The 19,041-nt window shown below is 69.5% G+C and carries 15 protein-coding genes; 1 reads left to right on the top strand and 14 read right to left on the bottom strand.

What is annotated here, in order from left to right:
• Nucleotides 1-3 precede the first annotated feature (3 nt).
• Nucleotides 4-1,623 (bottom strand): GMC family oxidoreductase, encoded by a 1,620-nt coding sequence (locus C7Y72_RS07835; protein ID WP_107568209.1) that lies wholly within the window; start codon nt 1,621-1,623, stop codon nt 4-6.
• A gap of 2 nt (nt 1,624-1,625) precedes the next feature.
• The gene (locus C7Y72_RS07830) at nt 1,626-2,879 is read right to left on the bottom strand and encodes a cytochrome P450 (RefSeq protein ID WP_107568208.1); all 1,254 of its coding nucleotides are present in this window, start codon (nt 2,877-2,879) and stop codon (nt 1,626-1,628) included.
• 101 nt (nt 2,880-2,980) lie between these two features.
• Between C7Y72_RS07830 and C7Y72_RS07825 the strand changes: the two genes are divergently transcribed.
• The gene (locus C7Y72_RS07825; RefSeq protein ID WP_158276715.1) at nt 2,981-3,586 is read left to right on the top strand and encodes a TetR/AcrR family transcriptional regulator; all 606 of its coding nucleotides are present in this window, start codon (nt 2,981-2,983) and stop codon (nt 3,584-3,586) included.
• 906 nt (nt 3,587-4,492) lie between these two features.
• Here C7Y72_RS07825 and C7Y72_RS07815 read toward each other — a convergent pair.
• From C7Y72_RS07815 to C7Y72_RS07760, 12 genes are read right to left on the bottom strand one after another with little or no spacing between them, the layout of a single operon-like run.
• Nucleotides 4,493-5,521 carry a hypothetical protein gene (locus tag C7Y72_RS07815; protein WP_107568205.1) on the bottom strand — a complete coding sequence of 343 codons (1,029 nt, stop codon included), beginning with the start codon at nt 5,519-5,521 and terminating at the stop codon, nt 4,493-4,495.
• A complete protein-coding gene (locus C7Y72_RS07810; RefSeq protein ID WP_146175297.1) occupies nt 5,518-6,144 on the bottom strand; it encodes a hypothetical protein in 627 nt (208 codons plus the stop codon). The genes C7Y72_RS07815 and C7Y72_RS07810 overlap by 4 nt, the downstream gene beginning before the upstream one ends.
• A gap of 6 nt (nt 6,145-6,150) precedes the next feature.
• Nucleotides 6,151-6,537 (bottom strand): hypothetical protein, encoded by a 387-nt coding sequence (locus C7Y72_RS07805; protein WP_107568203.1) that lies wholly within the window; start codon nt 6,535-6,537, stop codon nt 6,151-6,153.
• Between the two features lie 46 nt (nt 6,538-6,583).
• Nucleotides 6,584-7,453, bottom strand: a complete 870-nt coding sequence (locus tag C7Y72_RS07800) for a DUF4386 domain-containing protein (protein WP_107568202.1) — start codon at nt 7,451-7,453, stop codon at nt 6,584-6,586.
• A 6-nt stretch (nt 7,454-7,459) separates the two neighbouring features.
• The gene (locus C7Y72_RS07795; protein WP_107568201.1) at nt 7,460-9,889 is read right to left on the bottom strand and encodes an MMPL family transporter; all 2,430 of its coding nucleotides are present in this window, start codon (nt 9,887-9,889) and stop codon (nt 7,460-7,462) included.
• A gap of 3 nt (nt 9,890-9,892) precedes the next feature.
• Nucleotides 9,893-11,221: an MlaD family protein gene (locus tag C7Y72_RS07790; RefSeq protein WP_107568200.1), complete on the bottom strand. Its 1,329-nt coding sequence runs from the start codon at nt 11,219-11,221 to the stop codon at nt 9,893-9,895.
• Between the two features lie 4 nt (nt 11,222-11,225).
• On the bottom strand, nt 11,226-12,503 hold the full coding sequence (locus C7Y72_RS07785) for an MlaD family protein (RefSeq protein ID WP_158276714.1): 1,278 nt from the start codon (nt 12,501-12,503) through the stop codon (nt 11,226-11,228).
• Nucleotides 12,500-13,969, bottom strand: coding sequence for an MlaD family protein (locus C7Y72_RS07780; protein ID WP_107568198.1), 1,470 nt, complete (start codon nt 13,967-13,969; stop codon nt 12,500-12,502). The genes C7Y72_RS07785 and C7Y72_RS07780 overlap by 4 nt, the downstream gene beginning before the upstream one ends.
• 2 nt (nt 13,970-13,971) lie before the next feature.
• Entirely contained in the window at nt 13,972-15,240 is a 1,269-nt protein-coding gene (locus C7Y72_RS07775) for an MlaD family protein (protein WP_158276713.1), read from the bottom strand.
• A gap of 50 nt (nt 15,241-15,290) precedes the next feature.
• Nucleotides 15,291-16,757 carry an MlaD family protein gene (locus C7Y72_RS07770; protein WP_107568196.1) on the bottom strand — a complete coding sequence of 489 codons (1,467 nt, stop codon included), beginning with the start codon at nt 16,755-16,757 and terminating at the stop codon, nt 15,291-15,293.
• Nucleotides 16,754-18,142, bottom strand: coding sequence for an MlaD family protein (locus C7Y72_RS07765; protein ID WP_107568195.1), 1,389 nt, complete (start codon nt 18,140-18,142; stop codon nt 16,754-16,756). The genes C7Y72_RS07770 and C7Y72_RS07765 overlap by 4 nt, the downstream gene beginning before the upstream one ends.
• A gap of 30 nt (nt 18,143-18,172) precedes the next feature.
• Nucleotides 18,173-19,033 carry an ABC transporter permease gene (locus C7Y72_RS07760; protein WP_107568194.1) on the bottom strand — a complete coding sequence of 287 codons (861 nt, stop codon included), beginning with the start codon at nt 19,031-19,033 and terminating at the stop codon, nt 18,173-18,175.
• Between the last annotated feature and the right edge of the window lie 8 nt (nt 19,034-19,041).

The following is a 19,041-nucleotide window of genomic DNA, read 5'->3' as shown; positions in this document are numbered from 1 at the left end:
CGCTCAGGCGGCCGCGCCCGCGAGCGCGCTCGACGGCACGCCGGCGATGAACGCCGCGCACCGCTCGCCGATCATGATCGTCGGCGCGTGGGTGTTCCCGCGCGTGATCGTCGGCATGACCGAGGCGTCGGCGATACGCAGGTTGTCGACGCCGTGGACCCGGAGTTGCGGGTCGCAGGCTCCGGTCTGCGGGTCACCGATCCGCGCGGTGCAGGCCGGGTGGTAGGTGTGCTCCACGGTGCCCCGCACGTAGTCACCCAGCGCCGCGTCGTCGGCGACCCAGCGACCGGGGTTGATCTCCGCGCCACAGATCTCCCGGAGCGCCGGCATCGCGGCAACCTCGCGGACCTTGTGGATGCCGCGGACGATCGCGGTCACCTCGTCGGGGTGGCTGAGCATGTTCAGGCGCACACGCGCCTTCTGGGTCGGGTCAGGAGAGCCGATAAGGACGGTTCCGCGACTGCGCGGCGCGATGTACGACAGGCCGATCGAGAACGCCGGTCGGGGATGGGTTCCCTTGCCGTGCTCCCAGAAGTACAGGGGCGCGATGACCATCTCCATGTCGGGCGCAGGCATCGACGGGTCGGTGCGGAAGAACGCGAGCGCCTCTCCGACGTTGCTGGTGAGCTTGCCCTGACGGCGCAGGAGCCATTGCGCGACGTGCCGTGGGTGCTCGAGTCCGGCGAGCCCGGTGGCCCCGCCCCTGAGCTCGAAGTTCACGAACTGGAACGGGTGCTCCATCAGGTGGCGACCCACCGCCGGGAGATCGACGAGCGGCTCCACCCCGACCGAACGCAGATGCTCCGGATCCCCGATCCCCGAACGCTGCAGGATCTCGGGGGTGCCGAACGCCCCGGCGCAGAGCACGACCTCCGCTCCCGAGACGCGGGCGACCTGGGATCGCCTCCCGCGGGAGTACTCCACACCGGTGACGCGTGAGCCGTCGAGCACGAGTCGGTGAACGAGGGCGCCGCTCACGACGTCCAGGTTCTGACGCGAGCGCGCAGGGCCCAGGAAGGCCGACGCGGTGTCGTGACGCATGCCCTTGCGCTGGTTGACCTGGGTGAACGTCACGCCGTCCTGGCGGTCCCCGTTGATGTCCTCGCGGCGCTCGAACCCGGCCTCCACGCACGCGTCGACGACCCGCCGGGTCACCGGGTCCGGCGTCCGGAAGGTCTCCACGTGCATCGGCCCGCCCTTGGCGTGGTGCCGATCGGACAGGTCGGCGTTGTCCTCGGACCGCCGGAAGTGCGGGAGCACGTCCTCCGCGCCCCAACCCTCCGCCCCCTGCTCGACCCACTCCTCGTAGTCGACCCGGTTGCCGCGGACATACATCATGGCGTTCATCGAGGAGCAGCCACCGAGCATCTTGCCGCGCGGCTCGAAGAGCTGACGCCCGTGGAGGTTCTCCTCCGGCTCGGTGACGTAGTTCCAGTCGAGCTTGGACTCGAACTGACTCGAGAACGCCGCCGGCGCCCGGACCGACAGGCGCCGGTTGTGTCCACCGGCCTCGAGCAGCAGGACGGACCGCTGCTCGTCCTCGCTCAGGCGGGCAGCGACGACGCAGCCCGCGGCACCGCCGCCGATCACGACGACGCCATAGTGCGACCGAAGCTCGGACATGGTCAGGCCCCGGGCGACAGCCGGACCGGGAAGGTCGTCAGCTGGTTGACGAAGATCGCCGTCGCGTAGCGCGGCTCACCCGCGAACTCCATGTGCGGGAAGCGCTTGAGCGTCTCCTCGAACATGACGCGCAGCTCCAGCCGCGCCAGCGCGGTCCCGAGGCAGAAGTGCCGCCCGCCGGCACCGAACGCCTGATGCTCCGGGTTACGCGTCACGTCGAACCGGTACGGGTCCTCGTAGACGTCCTCGTCGTACCCGGTGGCCGGGTACCACATCATGACCTTGTCGCCCTTCTTGATCGGGCACCCGCCAAGCTCGGTGTCCTCGGTCGCCGTCCGGCGGAAGTGCGCGAATGCGGGGAACATCCGCAGGCACTCCTCGACCGCGCTCGGGATCAGCTCGGGGTCGTCGATGAGCTTCTGCCGCTCGCCAGAGTTCTCCAACAGCGCCTTCATCCCGCTGCAGAAGGTGGCCTTGGTGGAGTCGTTGCCCGCGGTGACGAGCAGGATGAAGCCCATCACGATCTCCCAGTCGCTGAGCGTGTCCCCGTCGACCTCCGCGTGCACGAGGATCGACATCAGGTCGTCGGTCGGGTTCTCGCGGCGGGCGTCGATCAGCACCTGGCAGCGCTGCACGATCATCGGGATGACCGTCTCGATCACGTCCTGCGGCCCCTCCGGGTTCATCTCCGCGTCGTCGCCGCCGACCAACCGGTTCATCAGCTCGGCCCACATCGCGTCGTCGGCCTCGTCAATGCCCATGAAGCTGCCGATCACGCGGGACACCACCGGCTGCGCGAGGTCGCTGACGAGATCGCAGGTCTCACGACCCTCCAGCTTGTCGAGCTGCGCGACCGTGATCGCCCGGATCGCCGCCTCGTGCTCGGCGATCCGCTTCGGGGTGAAGCCGCGCTGGAACAGGGACTTCAGGCGCCCGTGCTTGGGCGGGTCCATCCCGATGAACATGCCGTTCTGCACCTCGAGCTGCACCCACGGCATGCCGACCATTCCGCCGAGCTCTGACGAGTACAGCTGGTAGTTGCGGCTGACCTCGTGCACCAGCTCCTGGTTGGTCACCGACCAGAACCCGGGCTCCTCGGGAAAGCTCGTCATACCACCCGACCAGTGCACGGGGCACTCGTTGCGCAGCTGCTTGAAGAGCTCGTGCGGCGGCCCCTCGCGCCAGTGCTCCGGGTCGGCGACACGAACGCCCTCGAGGTCGGTCTTCGCGGTGTTGGTGCTGCTCGTGGTGCTCATTGGTTCTCCTCTCGATGACTCCGGCGCGAGCAGACTAACCTCGCGCTTTACAGCTTGTCAAGTTCTATGTCGGCGGCATGTCATTCCCTATGATGTCTCCGGTGTCAACCATCTCGCGGCGCCCACCCCAGGATCAGTCGAGCGCGGCTCGCACGCGGGCGGCCCTGCTCGACGCCAGCCGGAAGCTGATCGACGAACGCGGCGCGTTCGCCTCGCTGTCGGTCGCGGACATCGCGACGACCGCGGGCGTGTCTCGACCGACGTTCTACGCCTATTTCCGGGACAAGCGGGACGTGGTCCTCGCCCTCGGTCTTGAGATGCAGGACGATCTCCGGCGTGCCGCCGACCCGTGGCTGCGAGGGGGCACCGGGGTTCTCCGCGAGACACTTGAGGCGGTCCTTGGCGGTTTCCGCGACCACCACGCTGCCGTCGCGGCCATCGTCGAAGCCGCAACCTACGATCCGGAGGTCGCGGCCTTCTGGCGTGCCTTCCATCAATGGTTCGTCGAAAGCGGCACGCGACGTGCGCTCGCCGCCGATCCGAACAGGACGCCGGAGGAGGCGACCGCTGCCGCGTACGCTCTCGTCTGGATGACGGAGCGGTCGTTCACCGAGCACCTCGTCGCCCCGCAGGTCTCCGACGCCAGCCTGATCTCGGCGATCGAGCACCTCTGGCACTCCGTGGTCGGCGACGACCGAACCCCGTAGTCGCCGCGGACGCACCCTGGCCGGTCGCGGCGCGGTCTTCCCGTCTGCGTCGATCCCGCCCGCCGGGTCTCGCGAACCTCCCGAGACGCAGTGGTTCTCCGGGGTGTCGGCCGGCTTACGCGCTCAGTTCCCAAGCATGTCTCAAGCCGTCCATCGCATCTCCGGCGTACAGCGCCAATTGTCAAGGCCCGTCGAAATGTGTGCCAGTTGCGCCGGTCGAGAACTGGACCACCCTTCGAGGTCAGCGCCGCGCGAAAACTAACCCCCCTTGGAGGGGGAGCGCGGCGCGCGCGCGGAGGCGAGGCCCGTAGGGCGAGCCGTAGCGGCGCTCGCCGCGGGAGCCGTAATCGGTGGGGATCGCTCTCGCTAGGTCGCGGTCTTTGAGCCGGCAGCTGTCGCCCTTCAGCGCGAGGATCTCGGCGGGTGAACGAGCCGGTCGATCATCGCTGCGGTGGTGACTCCGGCAACGCCGCCGCGGCCGCCGGCGCTTTCAGCTGGCGGAACAGGTGCGCGAGATCGCTGCTCGGCCTAGTCATGCGATCAGGGCGTCGTAGCGGGAAAGCGGCCGAACCTCGACCGCCGTCTCGGCCGGCTGCCGCCGGCCCTCGCGCAAAGCCGCCGTGTGAAAACTGACTCTCCTCGGCGCGGTCGGCGGAGTCGTCCAGGTGATGCCGAGCCTCGTCGCGTACGTGCGATGCGAAGGCGGCGAAGGGGTCGAAGCGGACCCCTTCAGGAGGAGAGCCACCGGCTGCTGGGCGAGGATCACAAGCTGCCTAGGCAGCGGATCCAGCGCCGGCTACACGACGGCCCGAGCGACCGAGCTGTACCTGGCGGGCTCGTCCTCTCGTGCCGGGTCGCCGTCCCGAACCACCCCGTTCGGCGGCTGCCCCACCCTACGATCCGACCTCAGGCGAAGCCCAGCGCTTCGTAACGCCAGCGATCAACCAATGCTCCGGTGGCCTCCGCGAGGTCGACGAGCCGCTCTACCTCGCGTGTGGAGAGCGAGCCGCGACGCGACGCCGCCGCCAGGTCCTTGATCTCATCGCGCTGCTCGACGAGCCGCTCGAGCTGGCTCTGCAGCGCGCCGGCCATGACCTGGCCGCCGAACTCGCCGAGCAGCAGCTCGAAGCCGGCGTGCAGCCCGGACGCGGCGGCGCGCGGGCGGTGCTGCTCGAGGTCCAGGACGGCCCGCAGGACCAGCTCCTCGGACTCGAGCACCTTGCCGTTGCCGGTCAGGACCATGCCCATCGCCTGGGTCGGCATCAGCTTCTGGTCGCGGCTCAGCCGCACGGTCGGCGGTGGTGGGACGGCGATCGCCTTCTCCCACTTGCCGGCGGAGACGAGCTCCGCGATGCCGTACCCGATACGGGTGGCGCGGGCGTCGAGCGGGCTGACGTCCGCCACGTACGGGTCGGCCGCGCACGCGCGGTAGGCGACGACGGCGCGGTTCAGCGTCTCGAGCGCGGCGCGGGACCACTGGTCGCGCTCGTCGGCCTTCGTCTGGACGGACTCGAAGAACCGCCGGGCGATCTTGTCGTCGGGGAGCAGCCGGGTGCCGAACACGATCGTCGCGATCGTCAGGGACGTCTCGCGCGGCTTCTCGCCGTCGGCGACCTCCGGGGCCCCGCCGCGGCCGAACCGGCCGCCCTTCGGCGGGGGCGCGCCAACCACGCGGATCACGAGGACGTCGGCCGAGCCGAGCAGGTAGTCGTCGTCGAAGTCGGTCGCGGGGGCGGCCGGCGGTGCAGCCGCCTCGGCCACGGTCGCCCCGCCCGCCGGAGCGCCCGCCGCGGACATCTCGTCGAACGCCTGGTCGAGCTCGTCGAGGACCCCGGAGGACTCGGGTGTCTCCTCCTCGGGGTGCACGATGTACCGCCCGGCCGGCGGGCCGAGCGAGTGCGTGTACTCGAACTGGACGAACGGGAACCGGTTCACCGCGCACCTCCGCGCAGCCCCTGCCGCGCCCGCTTGTAGCGTCCGCCCAGCGTCCACGCGAGGACGGCGAACAGACCGATGTCGACGAGGATCAGCAGCGGGCTGTTGCCCACCGATCCGCCGACGCCCAGCGCGAGCGCGCCGTGGAAGGCCACGGTGATCAGCATCGCCAGGAAGAAGGAGTGCGAGCGGTAGCCCGTGAAGTGCTCGCGCGCGGTGACCTCGAAGGCGCCGAGGCCGACGACGGCGGCGCTGATCACGATCGTGCGCTCGGCCTCGTCGAAGCCGCGTGCGAACCCGATGGTCAGGCCGATGATGCCGGCGAGCATGGCGATCTCGCTGACGGGCACGCCGCCGAAGATCCCCTCCGGCCGCTCGGGCCGTGCGGCGCGGCGCTGGTCCTTCGGGACGGTCTGGGACGGGCGCTCGCCCGCCATCCGCCAGGACTCGGCGACGCGGCCGAAGAACCCGGTCGCGGGCGCGTCCGCGTACTGCGACTGCTTCGGCGGGCGGGTGCCGCGCGCCGGGCGGGCCTGCGCGGGCTCGGAGGCCGCGGCGTCCCGTGGCGGCATGGGCCGCTCGGCGACGTCGAGTCCTCCCCGCTTGCGGCTGCGCTTGCCCAAGGTCGTTCAGCGCTTCCCGAGCAGCCGGCGCTTGAGCCGCTCGATGATGCCGAGGTCCTCGGCGGTCGCGGCCTCGAGCCCGGCGAGCATCGTGTCCACGTCGCGCTGCGTGACGCGCTCGTGCAGCTCGGCCCGGATCTCGGTGAGCTCGTCGCGAACCTGCTCGAGCTGGGCGTTGGTGAGCACCGCGGGACCGCGGACGGGCGACGCGGTGAACGCCTCGTACGGGCAGTTCTCGACGTGGAACGCCGCGATGTCCTGCTCGAGCTGCTGGATCTGCCGCTTGAGGTCGCGGCGCATCGGCCCCTCGTCGACCCCGGGCGGGTCGAGGATCGGCGGCAGCGGCGGCTTCCCCCCGGCGTCGGTGGTGTCGCGGTCGGTCGTGCGGATCATCGTGGAGCTCCTCCCATCGCTGTTCCGTTGCGGACGTCCTTCCGGATCATGACCGGCTCCGCTCCTCGCGGCGAGCGACGCGTGCGTCACGCTCGAGCGCGTCCGCCTCCTCCCACGGGACGGCGCGACCGGCGTCCCACGCGGGTGGACGCCCACCAGGCCAATACCCGAGGGCGAGGCAGCCCACGCTTCCGAGCCAGCCCAGGAGCAGATACGGGCCGATGCCGAGGCCGGGGATCGCGGTGGCGAGTCCGGCGCCGACGCCGAAGATGCCCAGGAATCGGGTCAGGAGCCCGACGCGGCCGGCCTCGAGCGAGCAGAGGGAAAGCCAGATGCCACTCACCAGCGCGCCGAAGACGGTCAGGAGGTTGATGGTGCCGAGCGCCCCGTCGCGCGCGTCGTCCAGCAGCGTCTCGGCCCGGTCGAGCGTGCGCGCCCCGGAGCCGAGGTACTGGTCCGCGACGTCGCGGACCTCGTAGAAGCCGAGCACGCCGATGACGGCGGCGACGATGAACCCGACCGTCCCGGCGCGCGGGATCCACACGCTCGTCGCCGGGTTGCGGTCCTTGGTGGCGCGGTAGAGGAACCAGGCGACCACGATGATCAGCAGCAGGCTCGCCGACTGCAGGAACGTGGAGACGACGAGCCCGTCACCGCCCTCGCCGACGTCGAACAGCGTGGTCCGGTCGTTCGCCTCGCGCCCGGCGCGGTTCGGGATGCTGCTGCCCTGGATGAGCAGCGCGGCCATCGTCGCGAGGACCGACCCGATCGCGGCGACGCCCGCGACGCGGCCCCAGCGGGCCTCGCGTGCGGTGTCGACCGGCGGGATGTCGGCGGGCTTCGGCGCCTCCTTCTTCGGCCGGCGCCGGGGCGGCTCCGGCTTCTCGTCCTCGTCGCGGATCGTGAGCTTGGCCATGACGGTCTACGTGATGACCTTCCTGTCGCCGAGGCCGCGCGCCCGGCGGGCGAGACGGTCGACGAACGCGGGGACGGGGAGGTGCGTGACCGCGGAGGCGCCCCGGTCGAGGCGCTGCGCGAGGGCGGGGACCATGAGGACCGCGACGATGACGCAGAGCGCGAGCTCGAGCGCCACGAGCCAGCCGAGCTGGCTGAGCAGCGGGAGGCGGCTGGCGAAGAGGACGGCGAAGCCGACCGCGACGGTGGACGCCGAGAGCATCACGGCGGGGACGATCTCGCGGGTCGTCTCGTCGCGCGCCTCCTCGGGCGTCCGGCCGTCGGCGCGGGCCTGCCGGTAGCGCATGTCGAGCAGCATCCCGAACTCGAGACCGACCGCGAGCACGAGCGGCTCGAGCGCGGCGCCGAGCGGCGAGAGCCGCAGGTCGATCAGCAGGAGGACCAGCGCGGCGAGGCCGGCGGCGAGCAGCGCCGGGCCGAGGACGATCGCGACGCGCAGCAGGTCCCGCCAGACCGCGAACAGCACCGCGCCGATCAGGAACGCGGCGAGGAGCAGCAGCCCGGGGCGGGTGGAGTGCAGGGAGTCGGTGCTGGACGCGGCGGCGGCCACGAGCCCGGTCGCGGTGACCGACGTGCCGTCGGGCGCGAACCGCGCGGCCTCGCGGATCTTGTCGACGATGCGGCCCTGCTCCTCGACGCTGACGAGCGGGATCCCGAACGTGATCTCGGCGACCTTGCGGTCCTTGCTGATCACCGCGTCGACGAAGTACTTCGGCAGCAGCTTGAGCACGCCGTCGACCGACGCCCGGTCGATCTTCGCGGTGCTGTCGCCGCCGGTGACGAGGTCGGCGAGGTTCGGGCCGGGCGCGAGGCGGGAGTCGGCCTCCAGCGCGCGGGCGCGCATCGCCCCCATCCAGGTGACGACCTCGGGGTCGGTGACGTCCTGCGCGCGGACGGCGACGCGCACCTGACCGCTCGTGCCGAGGGCCTTCTGCAGGTCCTCGACGCCGCGTAGCTCCTCCAGCCCGGCGGGCGACAGGGTCCGCAGGTCGGACTCCAGGCGGGTCTGCCCGCTGAGGGCGAGGCCGCCGACGGAGACGCCGACCAGCAGGGCGACCGCGGCGGGACGCAGCGAGGCGCCGGCGAGCGGCATCCGCTTCGGCAGCCCCAGCGGGGCCACCAGGCCACGGTCGAGCGCGACGAGGAGCGCGGGGCCGACGAGCAGGACGACCGCGACGGAGGAGACGGTGCCGAGCGCGAGGAACGCGCCGAGCCGGTCGAGCAGCGGGACCGACGTCAGCAGCAGGACGAGGAACCCGATCGACATCGCGCCCGCGGCGAGGATCAGCGTCGGCCCGACCGCGTCACGTGCCTCGTGCGCGGCGTCCTGCGGGTCCAGTCCCGCGTGGCGCTCGTGCCAGTACCGGGCCTGCAACTGGACGGCGAAGTCGAGCGCGAGGCCGAGCACCACGGGGAGCGCGGCCACGGTGGAGACGGAGAGGCCGAGCCCGAGCGGCCAGCTCAACCCGGCCGCGACGACCGTGCCGCCGACCGCCAGGCCGAGCGGGACGAACCGTCCGCGACGTCGCCGCAGCGTCAGGAGCAGCAGCAGGAGCATGGCCCCGATCGCAATCGGCGCCAGACGCACGATCTCGCTGCGGGTCTCCCGCTCGAGCGCAGACGCGAGCAGCGGAAACCCTCCCACGTTGCTGCGGACATCGCCGATGCCCGCCGCGTTGGTCAGCGACTCGATCCGCCTGCCGAGCGCCAAGGTCGCGGCTTCGCCAAGCCCTGGGTTGGGGCGGACGATGATCAGCGCGAGTTTCGCATCGGGGAACAGCCAGCGGAAGCGCTGCTTCGGCTGGACGCCGGTTCCGAAGACAACCGTGTTGATGTAGTCGCGGTTGACCAAGGAAGGGAATCCCACGCTGCCCAACCGGACCATGAGCTCACGGAACTGGGCCGCCTTGGGTCCGAGCGAGTCGATCCTCGCCTGCTCCGCGCGGCGCTCTGCCTCCGCCGGCGACGCGCCGGAACGCCGGGCGGCCCGAAGTGCAGCGTCTGCTGCCGCGGCTCCCTTCGTCGCGGCGACGCCCAGCTCGTCGCGGAGGACTGTCTCGCTCTGCGCGATCGTCTGGTTGAGAAACGTGGCCGGCCCGTAGACGGCGCGGACCCCGCTCAACCGGGAAACTCTGCCCTCCAGCTCGAGGAGCTTGCCGATGTTCGACGGGGAGAGCGTCCGCGAGAGGTCTGCTGCGAGCGTGACGACGATCGGCTCGCCGCCGAAGTCCGCGTCAAGCTCCGACTGGGCGGCGGCCGCATCGGAGGTGGGCGAGACCAGGAGATCCGTGGACGAGACCTGATCGAGCTGCGAGGCGAAGACGATCGCGGCGGCGAACGCCGCCGACGCGATCCAGAGCGCCCGGGCGGGCCGCACCGCCTACTTGTCTTCTTCGACGCGTTGGTACGAGCCGTCCGACGACGCTTCCTTGCCGATCGCCCCGGGCTTCGGGTAGGAGTTCGTCCGGACGTTGTACACGTTGTCCACGCCGGTGGCCTTGGTCAGAGCCTCGAGGAGGTCGCGCTGCTCCTTGGTCAACCCGGCGAACACCTGCGGGCCGGCCACCGGGAACACACGCCCCTTGATCCCGACTGCGTCCTTGGCGTCGAAGATGGCCGGGACGTTGGTGAAGAACGCCGCGATGTCGGGCGCGTACGGCCTGAGATACGCGACGGTCGGGTTGACCTGGCGCAGAACGGTGTCGAGCGGCCGCACGAGCGTCGAGAGGCTGTTGGCTGCCGGGCGGAGCTCCTCGAGCACCGGGTTGAAGCGATCGAGGAACGGCTGGAGCTCGTCGAACAGGACGCGAGCCGACTTCGCCGTGGGTCCGAGATCACGGACGGCGGGAGCGAGGTCGACAGACGCGAGCTTGAGGTCGCGGACGGTCGGCGTCGCCCGTCCGGCGAACGCCGACAGCCGGCCGACGCTGGTCCGCGCGCGATCGAGGGTCTCCGGGAGCTCCGAGATGGACTCGCGGAGTCGGGCGTCGCGGGCGGCGACCGCTTCCGCGGTCGTCTTCGCATCCGTCACGAGGCCACGGAACGCCGCTTCCCGCTCACCGAAGGCCTCGAGCACCTCGCCGGTGTTGTCCACGAGTGCCGCGAGTTCGCGGCGCTGAGGCTCGAGGACGTTCATGAGCCGTCCGCCAGAAGCGACTGCGGGCTTCATCGCCCCGAAGGTCGCGTTGAGCTCGTCACCCTTGTCTTCGAGCCCGCCACCGAGCCCACGGAGGTTCCGACGAATCTGCCGCCGCGTCGCGGGATCAACGGTTGAGAGGATCCGCTCCAACGGGACGGACTCCTGCGTCGCCTCGAGGGGAAGAACAGATCCCGACGGGAGCTCTCCCGCCGACTGGGTGCCCGGCTCGATCTCGATGTAGGACTCTCCCACAAGCGTCTTCGTCCGGACCTTGACCGTCGCGTCGCGGTAGAGGAACTGCTGGCCCTCCTTCTCGATCTCGAAGCTGATCTCGGAGAGACTGCCCTTCGGCTCGACCGTGTTCACGCGGCCGATCTTCACACCGTCACGACGAACGTCCGCGTTGGGAACGACGTTGAAGGAGTCCGGGAGCAGAGCCTTGGCGTTGTATGGGTCGTCGAGACGGAGTCGACCGCCCGCCGAGACGTACAGGTAGAGGAACATCAGGATGCAGACGACCGTGAAGCCGACCAGGCCGAGCGTCTTCCCGCGGAGGTTGTTGACCCGCATCTCGCTACTTCCCTCTCTCGACGGGGGCCCCGACGCCACCCAGTTTGTCGGTGCAGATCGGCAGGCGTCGGAGGTTTACCCCGGGGACAACGCTCCCGACCGTATCGGTGTCGTAGGTCAGCTGCGCCCGCGGGAACGACCCGTACGCGTCCTCGAACTTCAGAACCGACATGGTGTTCGGGAAAAACCGGAAGACCTGGTCGGCGCAAGCGTCGACCTGCTGCGTCATGCGGTCGAACGAGGGCGCCTGCTCGCTCAGCTTGTCGAACGCGGTGACCAGCGAGGCAGCCGTGGGCGAGAGCTGTCGCGACATCTTGTCCAGGTCCGTGACGGCCGGGCGCAGCGCCCGCAACGCAGGGCGGGCGTCCTTTCCGAACTGCTGCAGGCCGGCGAGCCCCGACTCGAGCTCGTCCGCGACCGGCTTCAGGCTTCTGAGCGCGGGATCCAGCTCGGCGGACAAGCCGCGCACGCTGGCGAACGACGAGCGCATGGCCGGCAGGAGCTCGGCCACTCCGTCGAAGGTCTGCGCGAGTCGCTGGTCGTTCCTGGCCAGCTCGCCGAGGGTCGCGTTGCCATCGGTGATGAACGTGTTGAGTTCGCGATCCTTCCTGGCCAGCGCGTCGCTCAGAGTGCCGAAGTTGTGGACGAGCCGCCGGACGTTGCGTTCCCGCTCGGCGAGAGTCCTGGTCGTACGCTCGGCGACCTTCAGGAACGGAGCGAGCGAGGCGAAGCTCTCGCGCAGCTTCTGCCCGCCGTCGTCCAGTCCGGTACTGAGCTCGGAGAGCAGGATGCGCATCTGCTGCCGCGTGTCGAGGTTGAAGGTGTCGAGGACGCGCGAGATGTCGACAGGGGTCTGCGTCTGCTCGCCGGCGATGACGAAGTCCTTCGTCGCCTCACCCGCCGATGCGTCACCGCGGTCGGTGATGTTGACGTACAGGTCCTGGAGCGGGGTGACCGGGCGGATGCGCATCTCGGCGTTCTTGTAGACCTTCCCCCACTTCTCCTCGATCTTGAGCGTCAGGATGGCGCGGTTGTCCTCGAGTTTGGTCTCGGACACGATCCCGACCCGCACTCCATTGATGCGGACCTGATGTCCGCCGGGGAAGATGCCCTTCACGTCGTCGAACTCCGCGCGCACCTCGCGGTAGTCCTCCCACGGGCGGGAGAACGTGAGGTTGCGGAAGATGCCCACGAACGCGGTGACACCAAGAATTGCGAGCACCGTGAGATAGAGAAACGGCCGGAGCGATCGGCGGACCTCGAGGAGCAGACGAGAGTTCACAGCACACCTCCGACGGCGTTCGCAAGCTTCTTGACCAACGTACCGGCGTCCGCCTGTGGTGCCGGCGGTGGGCCCTGCTTGCGGCCTCGGACGGCGGTCCGCGGAGTCGAGGCCAGGGCAGCGCCCGCAGGCGGGATGCCCAGGAGGGCCCCCGCGACCGCCTGGATGTCCGAGCAGTCGATCGTGGTCGACCCCTGCAGCAGGTTGGTGTTGCAAGGAAGGAACCCGAGCGCGTTCTCGCTGGCCTCCAGAGCGTGGAAGCGCTGGATATGTCCACGGCTGTCGAACTGCTGGGCGCTCGACTGAACGGACGCGAGGGTCGGGCCGATCATCTGGTACAGCGGCATGTCGGTGATGTCACTCTTGCGGTTGAGCAGCGGGATCGTCTTCTCGTTGAGGCGGTCGACTGTCGGATCCAGCCGGTCGAGAAGCGGGACGCCCGAAATGGACGCGGCCCCGAGACGGCGAACCGCGGGTCGAAGGGTGCGCAACAGCGGGTTCGTCCGCTCGAGCAGCGGGGAGAGCTCTCGGACGGCCGGTCGCAGGGCGAACGACGCATCGTCGAGCTTGCGGGCACCTGGCCGCAGGTCTTCCGCGACGGGGTCGAGCTCGTTCAACGTCGTCCGCAGCCGGACCATCGTCGTCCTCGTGTCCTGCAGAGTCGCGGGACCGTTCTGGAGAATCTGACCGAGGGCAGCGCGCCGCGCCGCCGTCACGCCGAGTGTCGTGTTGCCGTTAGAGATAACCTGGCCGAGCTGCAGCTCGTTGCGCGCCAGCGCGCCCATGAGCCGGCTCGAGTTGCGAACGACCCGTGTCAGGTCGCCGGACTGCGTCCCGCGAAGCGCATCAACACCGGGTCCGACCTGCTTCATGGCCGGCCCGAGGTTCTCGATCGTCGCGCCGGCCTGCGAGTCCTTCTGCGTCGAGAACCCCTCGTCGAACTCCCGGAAGATCGCTTGGACACCGGCGCGGCTCGGCTTGTCCAACGACGCCAGGACCTGGTCGAGCTCGACCTGAGCGGTCGTGCGGTCGAGCGGGATCAGACCGCCTTCCTCGAGTTTCGCCTGCTCCGCGCCCGGCTCGAGCTCGATGTAGAAGGCGAACCCGAGGAGGGTGCGCCAATAGATGTGCGCTCGCGCATCCCGGCGGAGATCGGCTTCGCCGTTGTCGTCGTTGATACGCATCGTCACAACGACACCGTCGGCGCCGTCGCGGCGCTCGACCTTCTCGACCTTGCCGATCTTGACGCCGCGAAGCCGCACTGGGGTCTTGGTCGACACGTTCGCTGCGGTCTCGAACTCCGCCTTGATCGTGTACCCCCCCTTGGGCCAGAACGGCACGGTCCCGCCGAGATAGGCAAACATGAAGACGAATCCGGTGGCCAACAGGAACAGCGCGCCGTTGCGCATCAGTTTGGGCTGATGCGAGCCGGGGATGAACTCGAATCGCTTCTTCAGACTGCGCATCTTCAGTTCCCCGGCTCTGCGTTGATGGTTCCGCCGCCTGCGCTCGCTGGCTCGGTCTGGGACTCGCACGGACGCGGGTACGGGCTCCGGTTCACGCCGAAACCGCCCAGTGGTGCCGCCGCTCCCTCGAGGCCCGTGACAGACTCGGTCGTCGGGGTGATGACGTTGAACCGCAGGTATCCGCCGAGGGCGTTGCCGTACGTGAGGGCCTCGGTCCAGCGGCGACCCCAGGCGATGACGTCGCAGCCGTAGCGCCCGAGGCGCTCGACCGTCGGCGCCGTGTTGTCGAGTGTGGACTCCAGCTGCGGCAGCACCGGTCGCGCCGCATCGAGCAGCTGCAGGGTCGGGATGACCGCGGCGTCCGCCCGGCGCAACGTGGTGTTGGCGTCACGCAGACCGGGCCGCGCCTCGGAGAGCAGAGCGCTGGTCTGCCTGAATGCCGTCGGGGCGGATCGCAGCACCGGACGGACACGCTCCGACAGCCCATCAAGCTCGGTGACGAAGCGATTGACCGTCGGCAGGCGTGCGCTCAGCGTGTCGAGCGCCGGCGGCGCCTTGTCGAGGGTGGAGCGCAGGTCGGATGCCTCATCGCTGAATGGCCGGAGCGCCTTGGCCCCCGGTGCGAATCCGGCCCGGATCTGCGTCTTGACCGGGTCGGCGGAGTTCGCGGCGATGGCCGCGCCGCGCACGAGGTTGCCCGCTGCGTCGGTCCGGTCGGCGATGGTACCCACGACGGCCTGGGTACTGCGCAACAGCTCCGGGGCGGCGCCGAGCGTGTCGTTGAGGTCCTCGCCGCGTGCCTGGAAGCCACGGCCGAGCTCCTGCAGGAGCTGCTGGGTCTTGATGCGACTCGCCGGGTCGAAGGTTCCGAGCACCTCGTCGAGCGCTCTCGTGGAGCGTGTGTTCTCGACGGGAATGCGGTCGCCCTCCGCGAGCGGAGTCCCTTCGGCGCCTTGGACGATGTCGACGTAGCGGACGCCAACGGCAGACCGTGGGCGGACCTCGACGATGGAGTCCGATCTCAGCGGCTTGTACTTCGGGTCGAGCTGGAGATCGACGATGGCCTTGCCGTCCTCGACGCGGGGCCGGAGCACCTGGCCCACGATCTTTCCGCCGAGGCGGACCTGCGCATGTGGTGCGACGTTGTCGGCGTCGGCGAACTCCGCTTCCAGGTTGTAGTAGCTCCGGCCGGGGATGCTGTTCGGAGCGTTGAAGCCGATCGCCGTGAAAACGATCGTCATCCCGATGCCGAGCAGTCCCAAGGCGATCATGAAGCCGCGGCCTCGCTGCTGCGAGGCGGGCCGTTCAGCGAAACGTGTTCTCATGGGCCAAGGAGGTAGTTGAAGAGCTTCGTCGTGTCGCTGGACGACCCCGACCCGTCAGGTGCGGTGCGATCCTTCCCCGTCAAGCCTCCGACGAGTCCGCCGACCGCCTCCTGGACGGACTTGCCGACGTCCTGGAGACCCTGCGTGAGCGGATCGACGAGGGGCTTCGTCACGTCCGGGAGCGTCGGCGGTTTCGCCACGGGCCGGTCGTCGTCCGAGCCGGCAGGCACCCGGGTCGGTTTAGCAGGCGCGGGACGTTTGACCGTCTTTTTCTTCTTCGTCGCGGATGTCTTCAGGTCTGGGATGAACTTGGACACGGCCGATGTCAAGGCCTCTGCGTCCGCGGTGATGCGAAGGCGGAAGTGGTGCCCGAGGCCGTCGGCGTTGTTCGTCACATCCGCCCAGCTATCCATGAAGGACAGGAAGTCGATCAGTCCGCGCTGTTGATCCAGCGTCTTCAGCAGTGGATCGACCTCGCCGGTGAACGACGCCAGCCGCCTGGCGGTCGGCCGCAGCGCCCGGAGAGTGGGTGTGCTCCGCCGCCCGAGCTTGGAGAGGCGCGGCGCGACGCGTGTTGCGGTACGCAGGGTCGTCCGCGCGTCCTTCGCGAATTGGGGCGCGCGGCGCAGTGTCGTCGTCAGCGACGGCGAAGCGGTCCGAAGATCGCGGGCTGCCGGCGTCAGCTCGGTCGAGGCGGACTGCAGACGGACGAGCGTCGTGCGGAGCGACGCGAGCGCCTGCGGAGCGCCGCGCACCGTCTCCCCGAGTCGGGCGCGGCGAGCGGCCACGGTCTGTAGGGCGTCCGCTGCGCTGTCGACGAGTTCGGCCAGGTCGTCGCGGCCGGCGTTCACCTCGGAGATCACGCGGTCGCCGCTGACGATGGCCCGTTCCAGCGCTTCGTTCTCGTCGTCGATGTCCGTGACGACGCGCTCGGCGCTGTCGATGGCCCGCGGCAGCTCGTCGAGCGTCTTGTTGAAGTCAGCGCCCCGACCGGCAAGCGCGACGCCCGCTTCGTTGATGAGCAGCCGCAACCGTCCGCGGGTGTCGGGATCGAGGACGTTGATGACGTCGTCCAGCTCGACCGGGACGGCGGTCTTGTCCTTCGGGATCGTCGAGCCCTCAGGCATCGGCCGCCCGAGGTCGCCCGGGTCCAGGTCGATGTACTTCTCGCCGAGGAGGTTGACGGGCCGGACCTTGGCCGAAGCTCCGGACCCGATCGGCGCGGCGCCCGGGTCCAGCTCCATTTTCACCACCACGTCGTCGTCATCCGTGAGGCTGATGTCGGTCACGGTGCCCGCCGGCACTCCGCCGACCTTCACGTTGTAGTTCTTCAGAATGCCGCCGGCGTCCTCGAAGGTCGCGTACGCGATGTATGCGTCGTCGCCGCCGCGGTTCGTGATCATGAGGGCGACAGCAACCACCGCCACGAGACCGACGAGCGCGGGAAGGATTCGAGAGATCATCGGTCGGACGGGTCCTTGTAGGGGTCGATGCCGTCGGGCGTGATGCCGCACTCGGGGATGAACCAGGACTTCCCGGCCTGGTAGCCCGGGGGTCGCACCAGCGCGTACCCCTGGCCGGTCAGGTCCGTGAAGGGGCCGGAGTCGACGGGCGGCGTCGAACTCGACGCGGTCGCGGACGTGTTCGGCTGGATCCGCCCGTAGTGGCTGAGCCCGTCGTAGTTGCTGGTGAAGCTGCCCCAGGTGCTGATGAGTCCAGCGATCTCGGGAGCGTACGGGCGGATGCAGCCGAACATGGGCCCGAGGTCACGCAACGCGGGCGCCGCGTCCGCCGAGAAGGGCTGTGCCTTCGTCAGAAGACGTGCGATCGCCGGCGATGCTCGCCGCCCGGTGCGGAGTGTCGAGACCGCGAGCGGCACCGTCTCTCGCAGCGAAGCGAGCGCCGGCCGCAGGTCGCGGGCGAGTCCGCCGAGCTCTCTTGCGCCGGGCCGGAGGTCACGAACGAGGTTGTCAAGGTGACCGACCGTGCCGTCGAGCCGGGTCAGCGTGCTCCGCGTCTCACGGAGCGCAGACGGGAAGGTGTCGAGCGAACCTTGGATGCCCGCCGTGTTGTTCGCGAACTCGTCGAACGTGGCCGCGGCGACGTTCACCAGCCCCGACAGGTCGTTCCGGCGGGCGGCTAGCGTGCGGGTCACGCGGTTCGTATTCGCGACGAAGGCACGAAGCGCGGGCTCGTCCCTGCTCAGATCATCCGCAAAGCCACCGATCGCTTCGAGACCGGGGCCGGTCTCGGTCACGGCCGAGGCGATCTCCTTCCTACGCGGACCGAAGGCGTCGCCGGTTCCGCGGAGCATGCCCTGCAGTGACGCGCGTGTCTTCTTGTCGAGCGTGTCGAAGACCTGGTCGAACTCTGTGGCCTCGATGGTGTCAGCGTTCGGGATGATGCCACCCTCGGGCAGCTCGGGCGCACTCGGCGGACCGTTCTCGAGATCGATGATCCGCGTGCCGTTGCCGATCGTGGTGCCGAAGCGCAGCGTGGCGGTGGCGCCGCGACGAAGCGGCCAGACGTCGTCGTCGTCGATGCCGAGCGTCACGATCGCCTGACCATCGACGTTCTCGATCTTCTTGACCTTGCCCGCGTCGATGCCGTCGACGCGGACGTCCAGGCCGGAGTAGAGGCTCACGGCCTCCGAGAACACAGCACGGACCTCGTACTTCTGGGTCCTGGTCGAGTAGACCCAGATGGAGAAGACGATGAAGGCGAGGAGCCCGACAATCACCCACGGATGATCGATGAAGTATCCGAAGAACCTCCGGACCTTCCCGCCGCCTGCTCCGCCGTCCTGCCCCGGGTCGACGTCGACCCGGGGCGCCTGTGCTGTTGCCACGTCTGCTTCCTCCCTCGGACCCTGGTGGACCTAGCCGCCGACCGGCGCGTTCGGTTCCAGACCCCAGAACAACATCGTCATGCCGGCTCCGAACACGTGGAGCAGGATGAGGTTGAGAATCATCGACTTCGCCGTGGCCGTGCCCACGCCGACGGGCCCGCCCGAGGCCTTGTAGCCGTAGAACATCCCGAGCATCACGATCACCGTGCCGGTGACGAAGATCTTCAGGAACGAGTAGAGGAAGTCGATCGGCGTCGAGAACGTCCAGTGCACGTTCTCCCAGCCGCCCTGCGACACCTCGCCGATCTGCAGGATCAGGATCAGGTAGTTGCCCAGGAAGTGGGCGGCGGTCCCGATGATCCAGATGAACGGGAAGACGAGCCACGCGGCCACCAGGCGGGTCGCCACGACGTAGCGCATGGGGTTGATGCCCATGGACTCCATCGCGTCGATCTCGTCCTGGATCCGCATGGATCCGATCTCGGCGCACAGACCACATCCGACCTTGGCGGACAGGATGTAGCCCCACATGTACGGGATCATCTCCCGGATCGCGCAGTAGGACGTGAACACGCCCGAGTACACGGTGGCGCCGTAGCCACGGAGGACGTAATTGGCCTCGGTACCGCAGACCACGCCCATCATGAACAGCATGAAGACGATGATCGCGGCGGATCCGGTGACCAGGATGCCGGCTTGGCGGATGATCTCCGCCGAGTAGCGCCAGACGCCACCCAGCTCACGGGCGGTGCGCCCGAAGAACGTGCCGAGCTCGGCCGCCTCGGTCAGGATCCCCTTGACGGGACCGGCGAAGCCGGCGCCGACGCGGGACCCGACGGACGGGGACAGCTCTCCGCGAAGACGCGGAGCTCGAACGGTGGAAGCTTCCATTGCTCAGA

The sequence above is a fragment of the Paraconexibacter algicola genome, assembly GCF_003044185.1.
Taxonomy (GTDB): Bacteria; Actinomycetota; Thermoleophilia; order Solirubrobacterales; family Solirubrobacteraceae; genus Paraconexibacter; species Paraconexibacter algicola.
This window is presented reverse-complemented; position numbering and strand designations above follow the sequence as displayed.

Coding starts and splice junctions, on each gene's coding strand:
- C7Y72_RS07800 (WP_107568202.1), bottom strand. CDS start 7,453: ATGGCCAAGCTCACGATCCGCGACGAGGACGAGAAGCCGGAGCCGCCC.
- C7Y72_RS07780 (WP_107568198.1), bottom strand. CDS start 13,969: ATGCGCAGTCTGAAGAAGCGATTCGAGTTCATCCCCGGCTCGCATCAG.
- C7Y72_RS07830 (WP_107568208.1), bottom strand. CDS start 2,879: ATGAGCACCACGAGCAGCACCAACACCGCGAAGACCGACCTCGAGGGC.
- C7Y72_RS07775 (WP_158276713.1), bottom strand. CDS start 15,240: ATGATCGCCTTGGGACTGCTCGGCATCGGGATGACGATCGTTTTCACG.
- C7Y72_RS07805 (WP_107568203.1), bottom strand. CDS start 6,537: ATGATCCGCACGACCGACCGCGACACCACCGACGCCGGGGGGAAGCCG.
- C7Y72_RS07835 (WP_107568209.1), bottom strand. CDS start 1,623: ATGTCCGAGCTTCGGTCGCACTATGGCGTCGTCGTGATCGGCGGCGGT.
- C7Y72_RS07790 (WP_107568200.1), bottom strand. CDS start 11,221: ATGCGGGTCAACAACCTCCGCGGGAAGACGCTCGGCCTGGTCGGCTTC.
- C7Y72_RS07760 (WP_107568194.1), bottom strand. CDS start 19,033: ATGGAAGCTTCCACCGTTCGAGCTCCGCGTCTTCGCGGAGAGCTGTCC.
- C7Y72_RS07770 (WP_107568196.1), bottom strand. CDS start 16,757: ATGATCTCTCGAATCCTTCCCGCGCTCGTCGGTCTCGTGGCGGTGGTT.